This window comes from Kribbella lupini, from assembly GCF_039529595.1.
GTDB lineage: Bacteria > Actinomycetota > Actinomycetes > Propionibacteriales > Kribbellaceae > Kribbella > Kribbella lupini.
This window is the reverse complement of sequence record NZ_BAAANC010000004.1, coordinates 272,375-284,936: the sequence shown is the minus strand read 5'-3', so window position 1 is coordinate 284,936 and position 12,562 is coordinate 272,375. Positions and strand designations below refer to the sequence as shown.

At 70.3% G+C, this 12,562-nt stretch carries 13 protein-coding genes; 7 read left to right on the top strand and 6 right to left on the bottom strand.

What is annotated here, in order from left to right; all coding sequences use genetic code 11:
• Positions 1-67 precede the first annotated feature (67 nt).
• Positions 68-976 (bottom strand): EamA family transporter RarD, encoded by a 909-nt coding sequence (gene rarD / locus ABD235_RS34460; RefSeq protein WP_344181890.1) that lies wholly within the window; start codon positions 974-976, stop codon positions 68-70.
• A 118-nt stretch (positions 977-1,094) separates the two neighbouring features.
• Between rarD and ABD235_RS34455 the strand changes: the two genes are divergently transcribed.
• Positions 1,095-1,847, top strand: a complete 753-nt coding sequence (locus tag ABD235_RS34455; protein ID WP_344181888.1) for a sugar phosphate isomerase/epimerase family protein — start codon at positions 1,095-1,097, stop codon at positions 1,845-1,847.
• Here ABD235_RS34455 and ABD235_RS34450 read toward each other — a convergent pair whose 3' ends face one another.
• Both ABD235_RS34450 and ABD235_RS34445 read right to left on the bottom strand, forming a co-directional pair.
• On the bottom strand, positions 1,848-3,257 hold the full coding sequence (locus ABD235_RS34450) for a hypothetical protein (protein WP_344181886.1): 1,410 nt from the start codon (positions 3,255-3,257) through the stop codon (positions 1,848-1,850).
• On the bottom strand, positions 3,254-3,799 hold the full coding sequence (locus tag ABD235_RS34445) for a SigE family RNA polymerase sigma factor (protein ID WP_344181884.1): 546 nt from the start codon (positions 3,797-3,799) through the stop codon (positions 3,254-3,256). The genes ABD235_RS34450 and ABD235_RS34445 overlap by 4 nt, the downstream gene beginning before the upstream one ends.
• 197 nt (positions 3,800-3,996) lie before the next feature.
• Here ABD235_RS34445 and ABD235_RS34440 point away from each other — a divergent pair, with 197 nt between their 5' ends.
• Positions 3,997-4,764 (top strand): D-Ala-D-Ala carboxypeptidase family metallohydrolase, encoded by a 768-nt coding sequence (locus ABD235_RS34440; protein WP_344181882.1) that lies wholly within the window; start codon positions 3,997-3,999, stop codon positions 4,762-4,764.
• Here the strand turns inward: ABD235_RS34440 and ABD235_RS34435 are convergent.
• Both ABD235_RS34435 and ABD235_RS34430 read right to left on the bottom strand, forming a co-directional pair.
• A complete protein-coding gene (locus ABD235_RS34435) occupies positions 4,761-5,417 on the bottom strand; it encodes an HAD family hydrolase (RefSeq protein WP_344181880.1) in 657 nt (218 codons plus the stop codon). The two genes, ABD235_RS34440 and ABD235_RS34435, sit on opposite strands and share 4 nt — an antisense overlap.
• Positions 5,414-6,565: an alpha-hydroxy-acid oxidizing protein gene (locus ABD235_RS34430; protein ID WP_344181879.1), complete on the bottom strand. Its 1,152-nt coding sequence runs from the start codon at positions 6,563-6,565 to the stop codon at positions 5,414-5,416. The genes ABD235_RS34435 and ABD235_RS34430 overlap by 4 nt, the downstream gene beginning before the upstream one ends.
• 93 nt (positions 6,566-6,658) lie before the next feature.
• Here ABD235_RS34430 and ABD235_RS34425 point away from each other — a divergent pair, with 93 nt between their 5' ends.
• From ABD235_RS34425 to ABD235_RS34410, 4 genes are all read left to right on the top strand, one after another.
• Positions 6,659-7,627 carry a hypothetical protein gene (locus ABD235_RS34425; RefSeq protein ID WP_344181877.1) on the top strand — a complete coding sequence of 323 codons (969 nt, stop codon included), beginning with the start codon at positions 6,659-6,661 and terminating at the stop codon, positions 7,625-7,627.
• Positions 7,624-8,835, top strand: a complete 1,212-nt coding sequence (locus ABD235_RS34420) for an MFS transporter (RefSeq protein WP_344181873.1) — start codon at positions 7,624-7,626, stop codon at positions 8,833-8,835. Before ABD235_RS34425 ends, ABD235_RS34420 begins: the two co-directional genes overlap by 4 nt.
• Positions 8,836-8,902: 67 nt before the next feature.
• A complete protein-coding gene (locus tag ABD235_RS34415; RefSeq protein WP_344181871.1) occupies positions 8,903-10,150 on the top strand; it encodes a DUF445 domain-containing protein in 1,248 nt (415 codons plus the stop codon).
• 21 nt (positions 10,151-10,171) lie between these two features.
• Positions 10,172-10,348: a hypothetical protein gene (locus ABD235_RS34410; RefSeq protein WP_344181869.1), complete on the top strand. Its 177-nt coding sequence runs from the start codon at positions 10,172-10,174 to the stop codon at positions 10,346-10,348.
• 153 nt (positions 10,349-10,501) lie between these two features.
• Here the strand turns inward: ABD235_RS34410 and ABD235_RS34405 are convergent, their stop codons facing one another.
• On the bottom strand, positions 10,502-11,938 hold the full coding sequence (locus ABD235_RS34405; protein ID WP_344181867.1) for an MFS transporter: 1,437 nt from the start codon (positions 11,936-11,938) through the stop codon (positions 10,502-10,504).
• 112 nt (positions 11,939-12,050) lie between these two features.
• Between ABD235_RS34405 and ABD235_RS34400 the strand changes: the two genes are divergently transcribed.
• Entirely contained in the window at positions 12,051-12,557 is a 507-nt protein-coding gene (locus tag ABD235_RS34400) for a CGNR zinc finger domain-containing protein (protein ID WP_344181864.1), read from the top strand.
• The last annotated feature ends 5 nt before the right edge of the window (positions 12,558-12,562 follow it).

Sequence of the window (12,562 nt, the reverse complement as noted above, 5' to 3'; positions counted from 1 at the left end):
CGGGGTGAAGGTCAGGTGAACGTCACGAGGCTTAGGTTGACCTCAGTAGCCAACGGCACCGGAACCGTCACACAGCGGAGGCGGCGACGTCCGGCGCGACCACCCGGCGGCGCCGGAGGAGTCCGTCCCAGGTGAACAGCGCGAGCGCGAGCCAGACCAGCCCGAACCCGGCCCAGCGCATCGTCGACATGTGCTCGTGGAACAGCGTCACCCCGACCACGAACTGCATGATCGGCGCGATGTAGTTCAGCAGCCCGAGCGTCGTCATCGGGATCCGCGTCGCGGCGGAGCCGAACAGCAGCAGCGGTACGGCGGTGATCGGCCCGCTCAGCAGCACCAGCGCGAGGTACCCGCCGCCGTGCTCGGTCACCGTCGAGTGACCCTGCAGCGCCATCACCACGATCGCGATCGCCGCGACCGGCGCCATCGTCGCCGACTCGACCGCCATCCCCTCGAGCGCGCCGGCGCCGGCCTTCTTCTTGAGCAGCCCGTAGAACCCGAACGACAACGTCAGCGCGATCGCGATCCACGGCGGCCGCCCGGCCTCGATCGTCAGCCCGACCACCGCGACGAACGCGATCGCCAGCGCGGTCCACTGGATCGCCCGCAGCCGTTCGCCGAGCACGAAGACGCCGAGCAGCACGGTGAACAGGGGAGTGATGAAGTACCCGAGCGAGGTCTCGACGACCCGGTTCTGCTCGACGCCCCAGATGTAGACGCCCCAGTTGACCGAGATCAGCACCGCACCGGCGACCAGTGGCCACCGGCGGCGCGGCTCGGCGAGGATCGCGCGGACCTGGCCGTAGTGCCGCAGTACGACGACCAGCAGGGCGATCGAGATCAGCGACCAGACGATCCGGTGGGCGAGCAGCTCGATCGCGCCGGAGTGGTCGAGCTCGCGCCAGTAGAGCGGGAAGAGTCCCCACAGCACGTACGCGGCGAAACCCTGGAGAAATCCTCTGCGCTGCTCGGACACGGTTGCGAGCCTAAGCCCTCAGGTCAGGGTCATCCAAAGACTTTGCTCATGACGTGAGATCGGTCCGGGCCCGCGCTGGTGCGATGGGGTTGGATGGAGCTGAGCACAGGAGGCGCTAGTGGGTGTGAGGACCGGTCTGGTCTCGGTGACGTTCCGCCAGTTGGGGGTCGAGGAGGTCGTCGACGCCGCCGCGAAGGCGGGTCTCGCGGCGATCGAGTGGGGTGGTGACGTGCACGTCCCGCTCGGCGACCTGGCCGCCGCGCGGAAGGCGCGGGCGCTCTGCGAGGAGCGCGGGCTGGCGATTGCGGCGTACGGGTCCTACCTGCGGGCCGGCAGCGTCGACCGCGAGGAGATCCGGACCGCGGTGACGACCGCGGCCGAGCTGGGCGCGCCCCGGATCAGGGTCTGGGCCGGCACCGTCGGTACGGCGGAAGCCGGCGTCGGCGACCGGATGGCGGTCACCCGCGGCCTGGCCGAGCTGGCCGACGTCGCCGCGGGCGCCGGGATCGAGATCGCGATGGAGTTCCACCGCGGCACGCTGACCGACGAGGTCGACTCCACGATCACCCTGCTGCTGGACGTCGGCGCGCCCAACCTCACGACGTACTGGCAGCCGCCGGTCGACCTCGACGACGCCGCCTGCCTGGAGCAGCTGGAGGCGCTGATGCCATGGCTCAGCACCGTCCACGTCTTCTCCTGGTGGCCCTCCAACAACCGCCTCCCCCTGACCGGCCGCGAGTCCCTGTGGCGCCCGGTCCTTCAGCGGCTGTCGACCGAGGACCGCGAGATCAACGCGCTGCTCGAGTTCGTCGCCGATGACTCGGTCAGCCAACTCGTCACCGACGCCGCCCACCTGCACGCCTGGGTCTGATCACTTCACCGGCGTGTAGACGGCCAGGATGATCTTGCCTTTGGTCGGAGTGCCCTTGGTGATCTTGAGGGTGACGGGTCGGCTGGGGCCCGGGTGGTTGCCGTCGGTTTGGAGGCCCCAGCTCTTGATTCCGGTGTCGCCGTAGTCGGTGGACAGCATGCCCTGACCGGCGAGGCCGTCGTCGAGGGTGCCGTCGACGGTGGCGCCCAGGGCGGAGCTGCCGTAGACGACCAGGAACGAGGTGTCGGCCGGGGTGCGGAGGGAGACCTGCCGGGTGGTGCTGGCGTCGGCGGCCCGGATATCGGTGAGCTGGTACGTCGTACCGGCGTACTCCATCCGCTCGTCCAGGGCCATGTCGTCGTAGACCCGTTGCGGGCCCTTCTCGTAGACGGCGAAGCCGATGCGGGCGCCCGGGACGGTGACCTCACGGCCGGCCTTGTCGGTGAGCCGGGCGGTCACGTTGACGGTCTCGCCGGGTTTGCCGAGCGCCGGGATCATGCCGCCGCCCGCGATGCCGACGTCGGTGGTCAGGGCGACGCAGCCCGCGACGCGGACCACCCCGCCGACGCTCACCCACAGGTCGTACGGGTAGTTCGGGAGACCGTCGTTCGCGGTGCAGAAGCTGGCGATCTGGATCGCTCGGCCGGTGGACTCGTAGCTGCCGGACAGGCTGTTGACACCGGGCTTGCCGCCGGCCGCGGTGAGCAATGTGTCGCCGCCGATGTGCGCGCGGAACTTGAGGCCGTTCTCCTCGCGGTCGCCCGGCGCGGGAGTCGGCGTCGCGTCAGTTGCACCAGGCAACGGGTCGCGCCGGCCGGCCCGATAGACGCCGACGCCGAGCTGGGCGCTGCCGGACTCGACGGCCTTGCCGTCCTCGTCGGTGAGCTGGACGTTCACGGTCGTGACCTGGTTCAGCGGGACGTCGAGCCAGACCGGCGCGTCAGGGCGGACCTGGACGCCGTTCTCCGGGCTGCTGTACGCCGAGTTGCACGGGCCGGTGACCGCCTCGCGACCGCCGAACCGCACGGCGTACCGGGCGGCACCGGGGGCGGCGCAGTACGTGTAGACGACGACGTCGTTGGTGGTCGGCGTCCAGCTGAAGCTGCCGCGGGACTCGCCGACGCCGCCGATCCAGGCCTTGTCGAGCCGGTCGGTGCCGATCATGCCCTTGAGGACGACGGCGTCGCGGGTGTAGTCCTGCGGGGCGTCGGCCGGTTCGGGGGCGGAGGTCGTCAGGCTCGGCGCGACGGCGATGCCGAGGGCAACGACCGCCGCGACGGCGGTGAGCGAGCCGGCGACGCGGCGGCGCTTGGTGGTGCGGATCCGGCGGCGGACGCCGGGCAGCAGGTCGGGGGTCTCGACGGTGTCGGCGCGGTCGGAGAGCTCGTCGCGCAGGTCGGTGAGATTCATCGCGAGGTCTCCTCGGCGGCGAGGTCGGCGGACGGGGTGGCGACTTCGGCGGCGCGGCCGGGTGGGTCGACCAGGTTCGGGTCGAGGCGGAGCTTGGCGAAGGCCTTGCTGGCCTGGCTCTTCACGGTGCCGATCGAGCAGCCGAGGACGCGCGCCGTTTCGGCCTCGCTCAGGTCCTCGTAGTACCGCAGTACGACGACCGCCCGTTGGCGCCGCGGAAGCTGCTGCAGCGCCCGCCACAGATCGGTGCGCTCAGCGGTCCCGACCCCCTCCGGCCCGGCGGACTCGGGCAGCTCGTCGGTGGGCTGCTCGCCGTTCCACCGGCGTCGCCACCAGGTGGAGTACGTGTTCACCAGCACCTTGCGCACGTACGGCTCGGGATCCCCGCCCTCGATTCGGGACCACGCGAACCACACCTTGGCCAGCGCGGTCTGCAGCAGGTCCTCGGCCAGGGCATGGTCCTGGGTCAGCAGGTAGGCGGTCCGCAGCAGCCGGCCGGACCGCGCCAGCACGAACGCGTCGAAGCTCTCGGCAGCCGTCATCGATCGCCCCGTTCCGGCACGCACGGTGAGCGTGCTCTCATCGATGGTCACATCATGGCTGACCAGGTGGTCCCGGGATTTGGTTGCCTGTTGGTCAAAAAGTTTCCGCTGAGCTCTGGTCAAGCGCCAGATGATGCCGCAAAACTGGCCGGTGACAGCGCGTTTTCGCCCCGATCGCGTCTCCCGGAGGTTCTCCGATGTCCGTTCGCACGTTCCTGTCCAAGCCCCTGCCGAGGATCCTCGCGATCCTGGCCCTGTTCGCCGCCGTCGCCGGCACGGCGGTCACCACCCAGGTCGTCACCGCGACCAAGGCCCACGCCGACGGCTGCTACACCTGGAGCCGCACGCTCAGCCAGGGCGCCAGCGGTGAGGACGTCCGCCAGCTGCAGATCCGCGTCGCGGGTTACCCCGGGTACGGCGCCCACCTCGCCGCCGACGGCGCGTTCGGTCCCGCCACCAAGGCGGCGGTGACCCGGTTCCAGCAGGCGTACGGGCTCGGCGCCGACGGCATCGCGGGCTCGGCGACGTTCAGCAAGCTCTACTCGCTGCAGGACGACGACTGCACCCCGATCCACTTCACGTACGCCGAGCTGGACGACGGCTGCGGCGGTTCCGGCTGGGACGGCGGTCCGCTGTCCGAGGCGGCGACCAAGGCCAACGCGCTGCAGACCATGTGGCAGCTGGAAGCCATGCGGCACGCGCTCGGCGACCAGCCGCTGAGCGTCACCAGCGGCTTCCGCAGCATCCCGTGCAACAACTCGGTCGGCGGCGCCAGCAACAGCCAGCACCTGTACGGCCGGTCGGCCGACCTGGTCGGCGTCCACTCGCTGTGCACGCTGGCCAAGCAGGCCCGCAACCACGGCTTCGGCGGCATCTTCGGTCCGGGCTACCCGGGCCACAACGACCACACCCACGTCGACATCCGGACCAGCAACTCGTGGTCCGCTCCCACCTGCGGGATCTAGCGCACAGGCTTCACCAGCTGAGCCAGTGTGATCCCCGCCGGGCGATCCAGGTGCTCGGCGCTCAGCCCAGCGGCTCGAGCGCCGAGCACGTCCAGCTCGAAGTTGTCGCCGATCATCAACGTGTCGGCCGGGTCCACGCCGAGCAGCCGGCAGGTCGTCAGGTACGCCTCGGCGACCGGTTTGCCGAAGCCCAGCGACTCGGTGGTCGCGACGACCTCGACGTACGGCGCCAGGCCGATCGCCGCCAGTTTCGCGTTCTGCTGGACCGTGCTTCCGTTGGTCAGTACGCCGATCCGCCAGCCGTTGCCCTGGGCAACTTCCAGTGCGGGGAGCGCATCCGGGAAGGCCGTCCAGTTGGCGCGGTAGTGCCGCAGGTAGCCCTCGAAGATGTCGTCGAGCTGCGCGTCCTGGCGTGGCACCGGTCGTCCGAGCACCGGCAGGAACGCGTGCAACCGCGCTCGCCGCTGTCCTTGGTGGGTCAGCTGGCCGGTGACGAAGCGGTCGTAGCACTCCTGCTCGATCTCGAACCACCGCACCGACAACTCGTCGGACCAGTCGATGCCCAGGTCCGCGACCCAGTGCTTCAGCGCCGTACCGGCCGAGGTCGTGTGGTCGAAGAGCGTGTCGTCCAGGTCGAAGATGATCGCCTTCACGCCGGCGTCACCGAGTCGCGGTTCAGCTCGCGGTGGTTCGCGTACCCGGACAGCGCCAGCGTGAGATCCAGCTCGGCGAGGAAGCACCGCAGGACGTGCTCGACGCCGGCCTGCCCGGCCAGCGCCAGCCCGTACAGCAGCGGACGGCCGAGCAGCACGGCCTTCGCGCCCAGCGCGAGCGCCTTGGCGGCGTCCGCGCCGGTCCGTACGCCGGAGTCGAACAGCACCGTGAGCTGCTCGCCGACCGCGTCCGCGATCGCGGGCAACGCGTCGAGCGAGGCGATCGCGCCGTCGACCTGGCGGCCGCCGTGGTTCGAGACGACCACGCCGTCGACGCCGTGCTCGGCGGCCAGCTTCGCGTCGTCGACCGACGTGATGCCCTTGAGCACGATCGGGCCGTCCCAGTTGTCGCGCAGGAAGGACAGCTCGTCCCAGCCCAGCCCGACGTTCGGGAACATCTGCGCCCAGTGCATCACCGCGGCGGTCGGGTCCTCGGCGACCGGCTTGGCCAGCTTCGCCTGGAACGCCGGGTCGCTGAAGTAGTTCGCGAGGCCTTCGCCCTTGAGGAACGGCAGGAAGCCGCGGTCCAGGTCGGCAGGGCGCCAGCCGATCGTGCCGGTGTCCAGCGTCACCACCAGTACGCCGTACCCGCTGTCCTTCGCGCGCTGCAGGAAGCTGAGGCAGACGTCGCGGTCGGTCGGCCAGTACAGCTGGTACCACTTGTTGTCGGCCTCGATCTGCTCGAACGCGTGGCTCGCCTGCGTCGAGTGCGTGTAGGTCAGCCCGAGCGCGTTCGCCGCCCGCGCCGTGGCCAGCTCGCCCTCGGGATGCGCGAGGGTCTGGACGCCGATCGGCGCGACCAGCACCGGCGCGGGCATCTTCGTACCGAGGATCGTGCAGGACAGGTCGCGTTCGGTGGAGCCGCGCAGCATCCGCGGCACCAGCCGCCAGCGCTCGAAGGCCGCGAGGTTCGCGCGCGCGGTCGAGCCGCTGCCGGCGCTCGGGACGATGTAGCCCATCGCCTCGGCGGACAGGTTCGCCGCGGCCTGCGCCTCCAGCCGGGACAGGTCGGTGGTGATCTCCGGCCGGGTGTCCTGGAACATGCCCTGCACGTAGATCGCCAGCTGATGATCACCGAAGTTGGCCATGCCGGATGCTTTCACAGACGCATGACATCCGTCAGCGTCCGATCCGGCCGTCCGGCACCCGTTCGTTCCGTCGTACGGCGTGATGCTGAAGCGGTGACCAAGCGAATCCTTCCGGCCCTCGGGCTGTTCCTCCTGTCCCCGCTGGTGGCGGAGTTCCTGCTGGGGAACCTGCCGATCACGTCGCTGTCCGCGTTGATCGCGCTGGCTCCGCTGTACGGCGGGGGCGCGGTGCTGATCCGTGAGCTCGTCCGGCATCGCGGGTGGGGGTATTCGAGCGTGCTGCTGCTCGCCCTCGCGTACGGCGTACTGGAGGAAGGGGTGACGACGCAGTCGCTGTTCAACCCCAACTACGCGGACCTGCGGTTGCTCGATCCGGGGCATGTCGCGTGGTTGGGGATGGGGGTGCCGTGGACGTTGTTCGTGCTCACACTGCACACGGTGTGGAGCGTGACGGTGCCGATCGTGCTGGTGGAGTCCGCGGCGCGGTCGCGGCGGCCCTGGCTCGGGCGGAAGGGCGTGGTGGTCTCCTGCGTGATCTTTGTCTTTGGGGTGGTGGCGACGACCGCGTTCCAGTTGCAGAGTGATTCGTTCGTGGCTTCGCCGGGGCAGTTCGTGGGGGTGGCTGTGGCGATCTTCGGCCTGGTCGCGCTGGCTGTGTGGGTGGGACGGCGACCGGTGGTGCGCGAGGCCGGAGGGGTGCCCGCGGACTGGGTGGTCGGGGTGTTCGGCCTGGTGGTGTCGTCGGCGTTCATGGTGGTGGACGACGCCGGCCTCGGTGCGTGGATGCGGGTCGGGGCGATGCTCGTGCTGTTCGCGGTCGCGCTGGTCGTCGTACGGCGGTGGTCTCGGCGTACCGCGTGGACGGCTCGGCACTCGACCGCGCTGGCGGGTGGGGCGTTGCTCACGTACGGGTGGCACGCCTTCCCGGAGCACCCCGTCGTGGATGCCTCGAAGAGCGTTGATCTGGTGGGGAACGTGGTGTTCGCGGTGCTCGCGGTGGGGTTGGTGGCGGTCTGCTGGATTCGGTCGGGCCGGTCGGCGGATGCGACAATTCAGGTGTGACAACTTCGGTGACTCCTGACACGCGCTACCGGCACGTCGGGCTGGCGTTGTTCGCGCTGGCGACGGGTGGGTTCGCGATCGGGACGACCGAGTTCGTCACGATGGGGCTGCTGCCGCAGATCGCCGACGGGGTGAACATCTCGATCCCGACCGCCGGGCACGTGATCTCGGCGTACGCGGTGGGGGTTGTCGTCGGTGCTCCGGTGATCGCGGCGCTGGGTGCGCGGACCGGGCGGAAGCGGCTGCTGCTCGCGCTGATGGGTGTGTTCGTGCTCGGGAACGTGCTGTCGGCCGTTGCCAACAGCTACGAGATGCTGATGGCCGCGCGGTTCCTGTCCGGGCTGCCGCACGGGGCGTTCTTCGGGATCGGCGCGGTGGTCAGCGCGTCGCTGGTGCCGGCCAACCGACGCGCCTGGGCCGTCTCGATGATCATGGTCGGGCTGCCGATCGCGAACATCGTCGGCGTTCCCGCGTCGACGTTGCTCGGGCAGCACTTCGGGTGGCAGTTGCCGTTCGTCCTGGTCGGCGTACTGGGGTTGCTGACGCTGGTCGCCGTGTGGTTCTGGGTGGCGCCGCAACCGGTCGGCAGCGAGGTCAACGTACGCAGCGAGCTGAGCGCGCTGGCCCGGCCGCAGGTGTGGATGGCGCTGCTGGTCGGGATGGTCGGCTTCGGCGGGATGTTCGCGACGTACACGTTCATCACGCCGACGATGACCGAGCTGGCCGGGTTCAGCGAGGGCGCGGTGACGATCGTGCTCGCGATCTTCGGCGTCGGCATGACCGGCGGCACCCTCGTCGGCGGCCGGCTCGCCGACCGCGCCCTGATGCCCAGCCTGTACGGCGGCCTGGTGGCGATCACGATCATGCTCACCACCTTCGGCTGGCTCGCCCACACCCGCCCGACCGCACTGCTCGCCGTCTTCCTGCTGGGCTTCTCCTCCAGCATCCTGATCCCCGCCCTGCAGACCCGCCTGATGGACGTCGCCCACGAGGGCCAGTCGCTCGCGGCGTCCCTCAACCACTCCACCCTCAACATCGCCAACGCCTTGGGCGCGTGGCTCGGCTCCCTGGTCCTCGCCGCCGGCTACGGCTACGAGTGGCCCAGCCGCCTGGGCGCGGGCCTCGCAATCCTGGGCCTGCTCCTGGCCCTGGCCTCAGGCCTGATGGACCGCCGCACCGCCCGGCTCGCTGAACCAGTCGTCCAGTAGGCCCTCAGGGGAAAACCCGGTGGTTTCCTGAGCGGGTTTTCACCAGGGGGTTGGTTGGATGGGGGGTATGGCGACGATGACCCTGAGTGGGCCTGATCTGGTGCGGCGGCGTGGGTTGCGGCAGATGCGGCTGGTGGCGCTGTCCCTGCTGGTGCTGGCTGCGATCGTCTACATCGTCACGCTGCACCGCGACGGCGCCTGGGGGTACGTGAACGCGGCCTCCGAGGCCGCCATGGTCGGAGCGCTGGCGGACTGGTTCGCGGTGACCGCGCTGTTCCGGCACCCGCTCGGGCTGCCGATCCCGCACACCGCGATCGTGCCGACCCGCAAGGACAGCCTGGCCGAGAGCCTCGAGCAGTTCGTCACCGAGAACTTCCTGTCCGAGGACGTCGTGGCCGGCAAGATGGCGTCGGCCGAGGTGAGCCGCCGGGCCGGGGAGTGGCTGGCCGACGGCAACCACGCCGAGCGGATCGTTGCCGAGGGCGCCCGTACGGTCGGCGCCGTACTGCCCAAGCTCGGCGACTCCGACGTGACCGCGTTCGTCCGCGGCGCCCTGCTCCCGCGCTTCGCCCAGGAGCCGCTGAGCCCGATCGCCGGCCACTTCCTGGAGTCGGTCGTCGACGACGGCGCGCACCACGCGCTGCTCGACCTGGTGTTCGACGAGGCGTACGACTGGCTGCGCGACAACCGCGACGTACTGGCCGAGGTCGTCGGCCCGCGCGCGCCGCGCTGGTCGCCGCGCTGGGTCGACTCGCTGGTCGTCGACCGCATCCACCGCGAGGCGCTCAGCTGGCTGGCCGGCGTACGGGACGACCAGAACCACCCGGCGCGGCAGGCCGTCGACCGCCTGCTCGGCAAGTTCGCCGCCGACCTGCAGGGCGACCCCGAGATGATGGAACGCTTCGAGGCCTTCAAGCGCCGCATGCTCGAGCACCCCGACCTGGCCCCCAGCCTGACCGCCGTCTGGGACGCCGCCCGGACAGCGCTGATCGGCGCGATCTCCGACCCGACCAGCGCCCTCCAGACCCGCGCCATCCAAGCCATCAAGGACCTCGGCACCCGCCTCCAGACCGACGACCCGCTCCGCGCCAAGGTCGACGCCCGAGCCACCGAAGCCGTCGCGTACGTCGTCCGCACCTACGGCAGCGAGATCGTCTCGGTCATCTCCGACACCATCGAACGCTGGGACGGCCACGAAGCCTCAGCCCGCATCGAGCTCCACGTCGGCCGCGACCTCCAGTTCATCCGCATCAACGGCACGGTCGTCGGAGCCCTGGTAGGCCTGATCATCCACACGGTCAGCCAATGGCTGTGAGTAGCACCTATGGTGGTGCGCATGGACGATCTCGGCCCGGACGACGAGCAGCAGGACAAGGCCGCAGACGTCCTGCGGATCCGGTCCGAGGTCGACTGGGCGACGGATCGAGAACTCATCGACCACCAGCTGCGGGACCCCTGGCCCTCGGAGGACTTCGTCGGGCTCGACGACCACATTCAGGTCATCGCCGTCTGATCGGCCGAGGAGACTGCTTGTCGGAGTACACCGCTCGCATTGGGAAGGTCGCGACGCGGGAGCTCGCGGTCAACGGCTACACGACGTACGAGCAGTTGACCCAGGTGACGGGCGAGGAGTTGCTGGCCGTTCATGGGGTCGGGCCGAAGGCGATCAGGATTCTGGAAGAGGAGTTGAGCGCTCGGGGACTGCGGTTCGCTGTGGGCGGAGGAGGATCGCGGTGAGCGCGGCGGCGAGCAGGAGGGTGGCGGCGCCTACGGCTTCGGCCAATTGGTAGCCGTGGAGGTAGGCAGTTCGGGCCGCGGTCGTCGAGGGGACGCCGCCGTCGGGGGACGACTGCCGGTAGACAGCGAGGACGATGCTGCCCAGGCTGGCGATGCCGAGGGCGCCGCCCAGTTCTGCGCTGGTCTCCAGGAGGGCTGAGGTCGTGCCGGCGCGTTCAGGAGGTGCGGCCGAGACGGTCAGGTCGGTGGCCAGCAGATAGACACCGGCCAGGCCGATCGAGAAGACGACGAAGCCGGTGGCGACGATCCAGAGCCGGCCGGGCTGGACCTGGGTGAGCAGGCCGAAGCCGGCTGCGCTGATCAGCAGACTCCCCGCCAGTCCGTACGCCGTACTGACGCGGGCCGCGAGCAGCGGTGCCGACAGCGACCCGATCAAGTAGGCGATGGTTCCGGGCAGCGAGATCAGGCCGGCTTCGAGTGCGGACAACCCGAGGACGAGCTGCAGGAGCTGAGCGGTGACGAACTGCGTGCCGTACAGCACGCAGAAGATCAGGCCGAGCACGACCAGCGGCCCGCTGAAACCGATCGATCGGAACAACCCGAGCTCGATCATCGGCCGGGCCAACCGGCGCTGCCGACGGACGAACCAGACCGCGAGGGCGATCCCCAGCAGCACCACCACGCCGTACGACGGGCGTGGGCCGCTCTCGGCAGCCCGCTTGAGTCCGTAGACGACGGCCAGTACGGCGGCCAGGGACATCGCCGCGCTCAGCAGGTCGAGGGGCGGTCGGTCGGCGCCGCGGTACTCCGGGAGCAGGAACGGACCGGCCGCGAGCAGCAGAACCATCACCGGTACGGCGACGAGGAACGCCGAGCCCCACCAGTACCGCGTCAGCAGCAGACCGCCCACCACCGGTCCGGCCAGGCCGCCCAGCGCGAAGCTGGCGGTCCACACCCCGAGCGCCGTCCGCCGTTGCCGGGCGTCGTCGAACATCGTGCGGATCAGTGCCAGCGTGGACGGCATCAACGTCGCGCCGGCGACGCCGAGCAGCACCCGGGCGGCGATCAGCAAGCCGGGACGGTCCACGAACGCGGCCAGCACGGAGGCTGCCGCGAAAACCGCCGCGCCGATCAGCAGCAGGCGCCGCCGTCCGATCCGGTCGCCGACCATGCCCATGGTGATCAGCAACCCGGCGACCACGAACACGTAGCTGTCGACGATCCACAGCTGCTGCGCTCCGGTCGGTCGCAGGACCGCGGTGATCTGCGGCATCGCGAGGTTCAGCACGGAGGCGTCCATCGACACCACCGTGCAGGGCAGTGCCAGCACCACCAGTCCGGTCCAGTCCCGAGGTGTCGCGCGCATCGTCACCACCACCTTCGATCGCCTGTAACGCCAGCAACTGATTTATGACGTTACGACAACGCGACAGGGTCATGCAACGGGATGACGAGATTCATGGCGTTACACTGCAGGGATGGACGTCGAACCGCTGTCGCCGGAGACGGTCGTCGTGCTGGTCAACGGCTGGGGATCGATCCCGCGCGCCGAAGGTGCGCGCGCGGAGGCGCCACCGGCGTCCGCGGCGCCGCTGCCGGACTGGGCAACGGCCGACGCGACCGCGCTGGAGCGGATCGCCGACCTGCTCTTCCCGGTCTTCGCCACCGCCGGTACGGCGGAGCGCGCGGAGCTGATCACGGGCCTGCTACGCCGTACGAAGGTCCTGCCGACGGTCTCGGCCGACGGCGACTCCGTGGCGGCGACCTGGAGTGTGAAGGACCCGCGCGACGCGCTGACAGCCGCGGCGGCGCTGACTCTTCGCCGGCAGCTCGCCGAGCACGATCCGGCCCGCGTCGGAACCTGCGCCGCGGACGGGTGCGCCGACGTCTACATCGACGTGTCGGCGCGCGCGCACCGCCGGTTCTGCTCGGTCACCTGCCAGAACCGGACGCGCGTCGCCGCGTTCCGCCGCCGTACCAAGTGACGGCG

What these genes read in the sequence shown, in the direction of transcription:
- ABD235_RS34430 (WP_344181879.1), bottom strand. Translation starts at nt 6,565, where the DNA reads ATGGCCAACTTCGGTGATCATCAGCTGGCGATCTACGTGCAGGGCATG.
- ABD235_RS34410 (WP_344181869.1), top strand. Translation starts at nt 10,172, where the DNA reads ATGGACGATCTCGGCCCGGACGACGAGCAGCAGGACAAGGCCGCAGAC.
- ABD235_RS34445 (WP_344181884.1), bottom strand. Translation starts at nt 3,799, where the DNA reads ATGACGGCTGCCGAGAGCTTCGACGCGTTCGTGCTGGCGCGGTCCGGC.
- ABD235_RS34415 (WP_344181871.1), top strand. Translation starts at nt 8,903, where the DNA reads ATGGCGACGATGACCCTGAGTGGGCCTGATCTGGTGCGGCGGCGTGGG.
- ABD235_RS34405 (WP_344181867.1), bottom strand. Translation starts at nt 11,938, where the DNA reads ATGCGCGCGACACCTCGGGACTGGACCGGACTGGTGGTGCTGGCACTG.
- ABD235_RS34400 (WP_344181864.1), top strand. Translation starts at nt 12,051, where the DNA reads ATGGACGTCGAACCGCTGTCGCCGGAGACGGTCGTCGTGCTGGTCAAC.
- ABD235_RS34450 (WP_344181886.1), bottom strand. Translation starts at nt 3,257, where the DNA reads ATGAATCTCACCGACCTGCGCGACGAGCTCTCCGACCGCGCCGACACC.
- ABD235_RS34440 (WP_344181882.1), top strand. Translation starts at nt 3,997, where the DNA reads ATGTCCGTTCGCACGTTCCTGTCCAAGCCCCTGCCGAGGATCCTCGCG.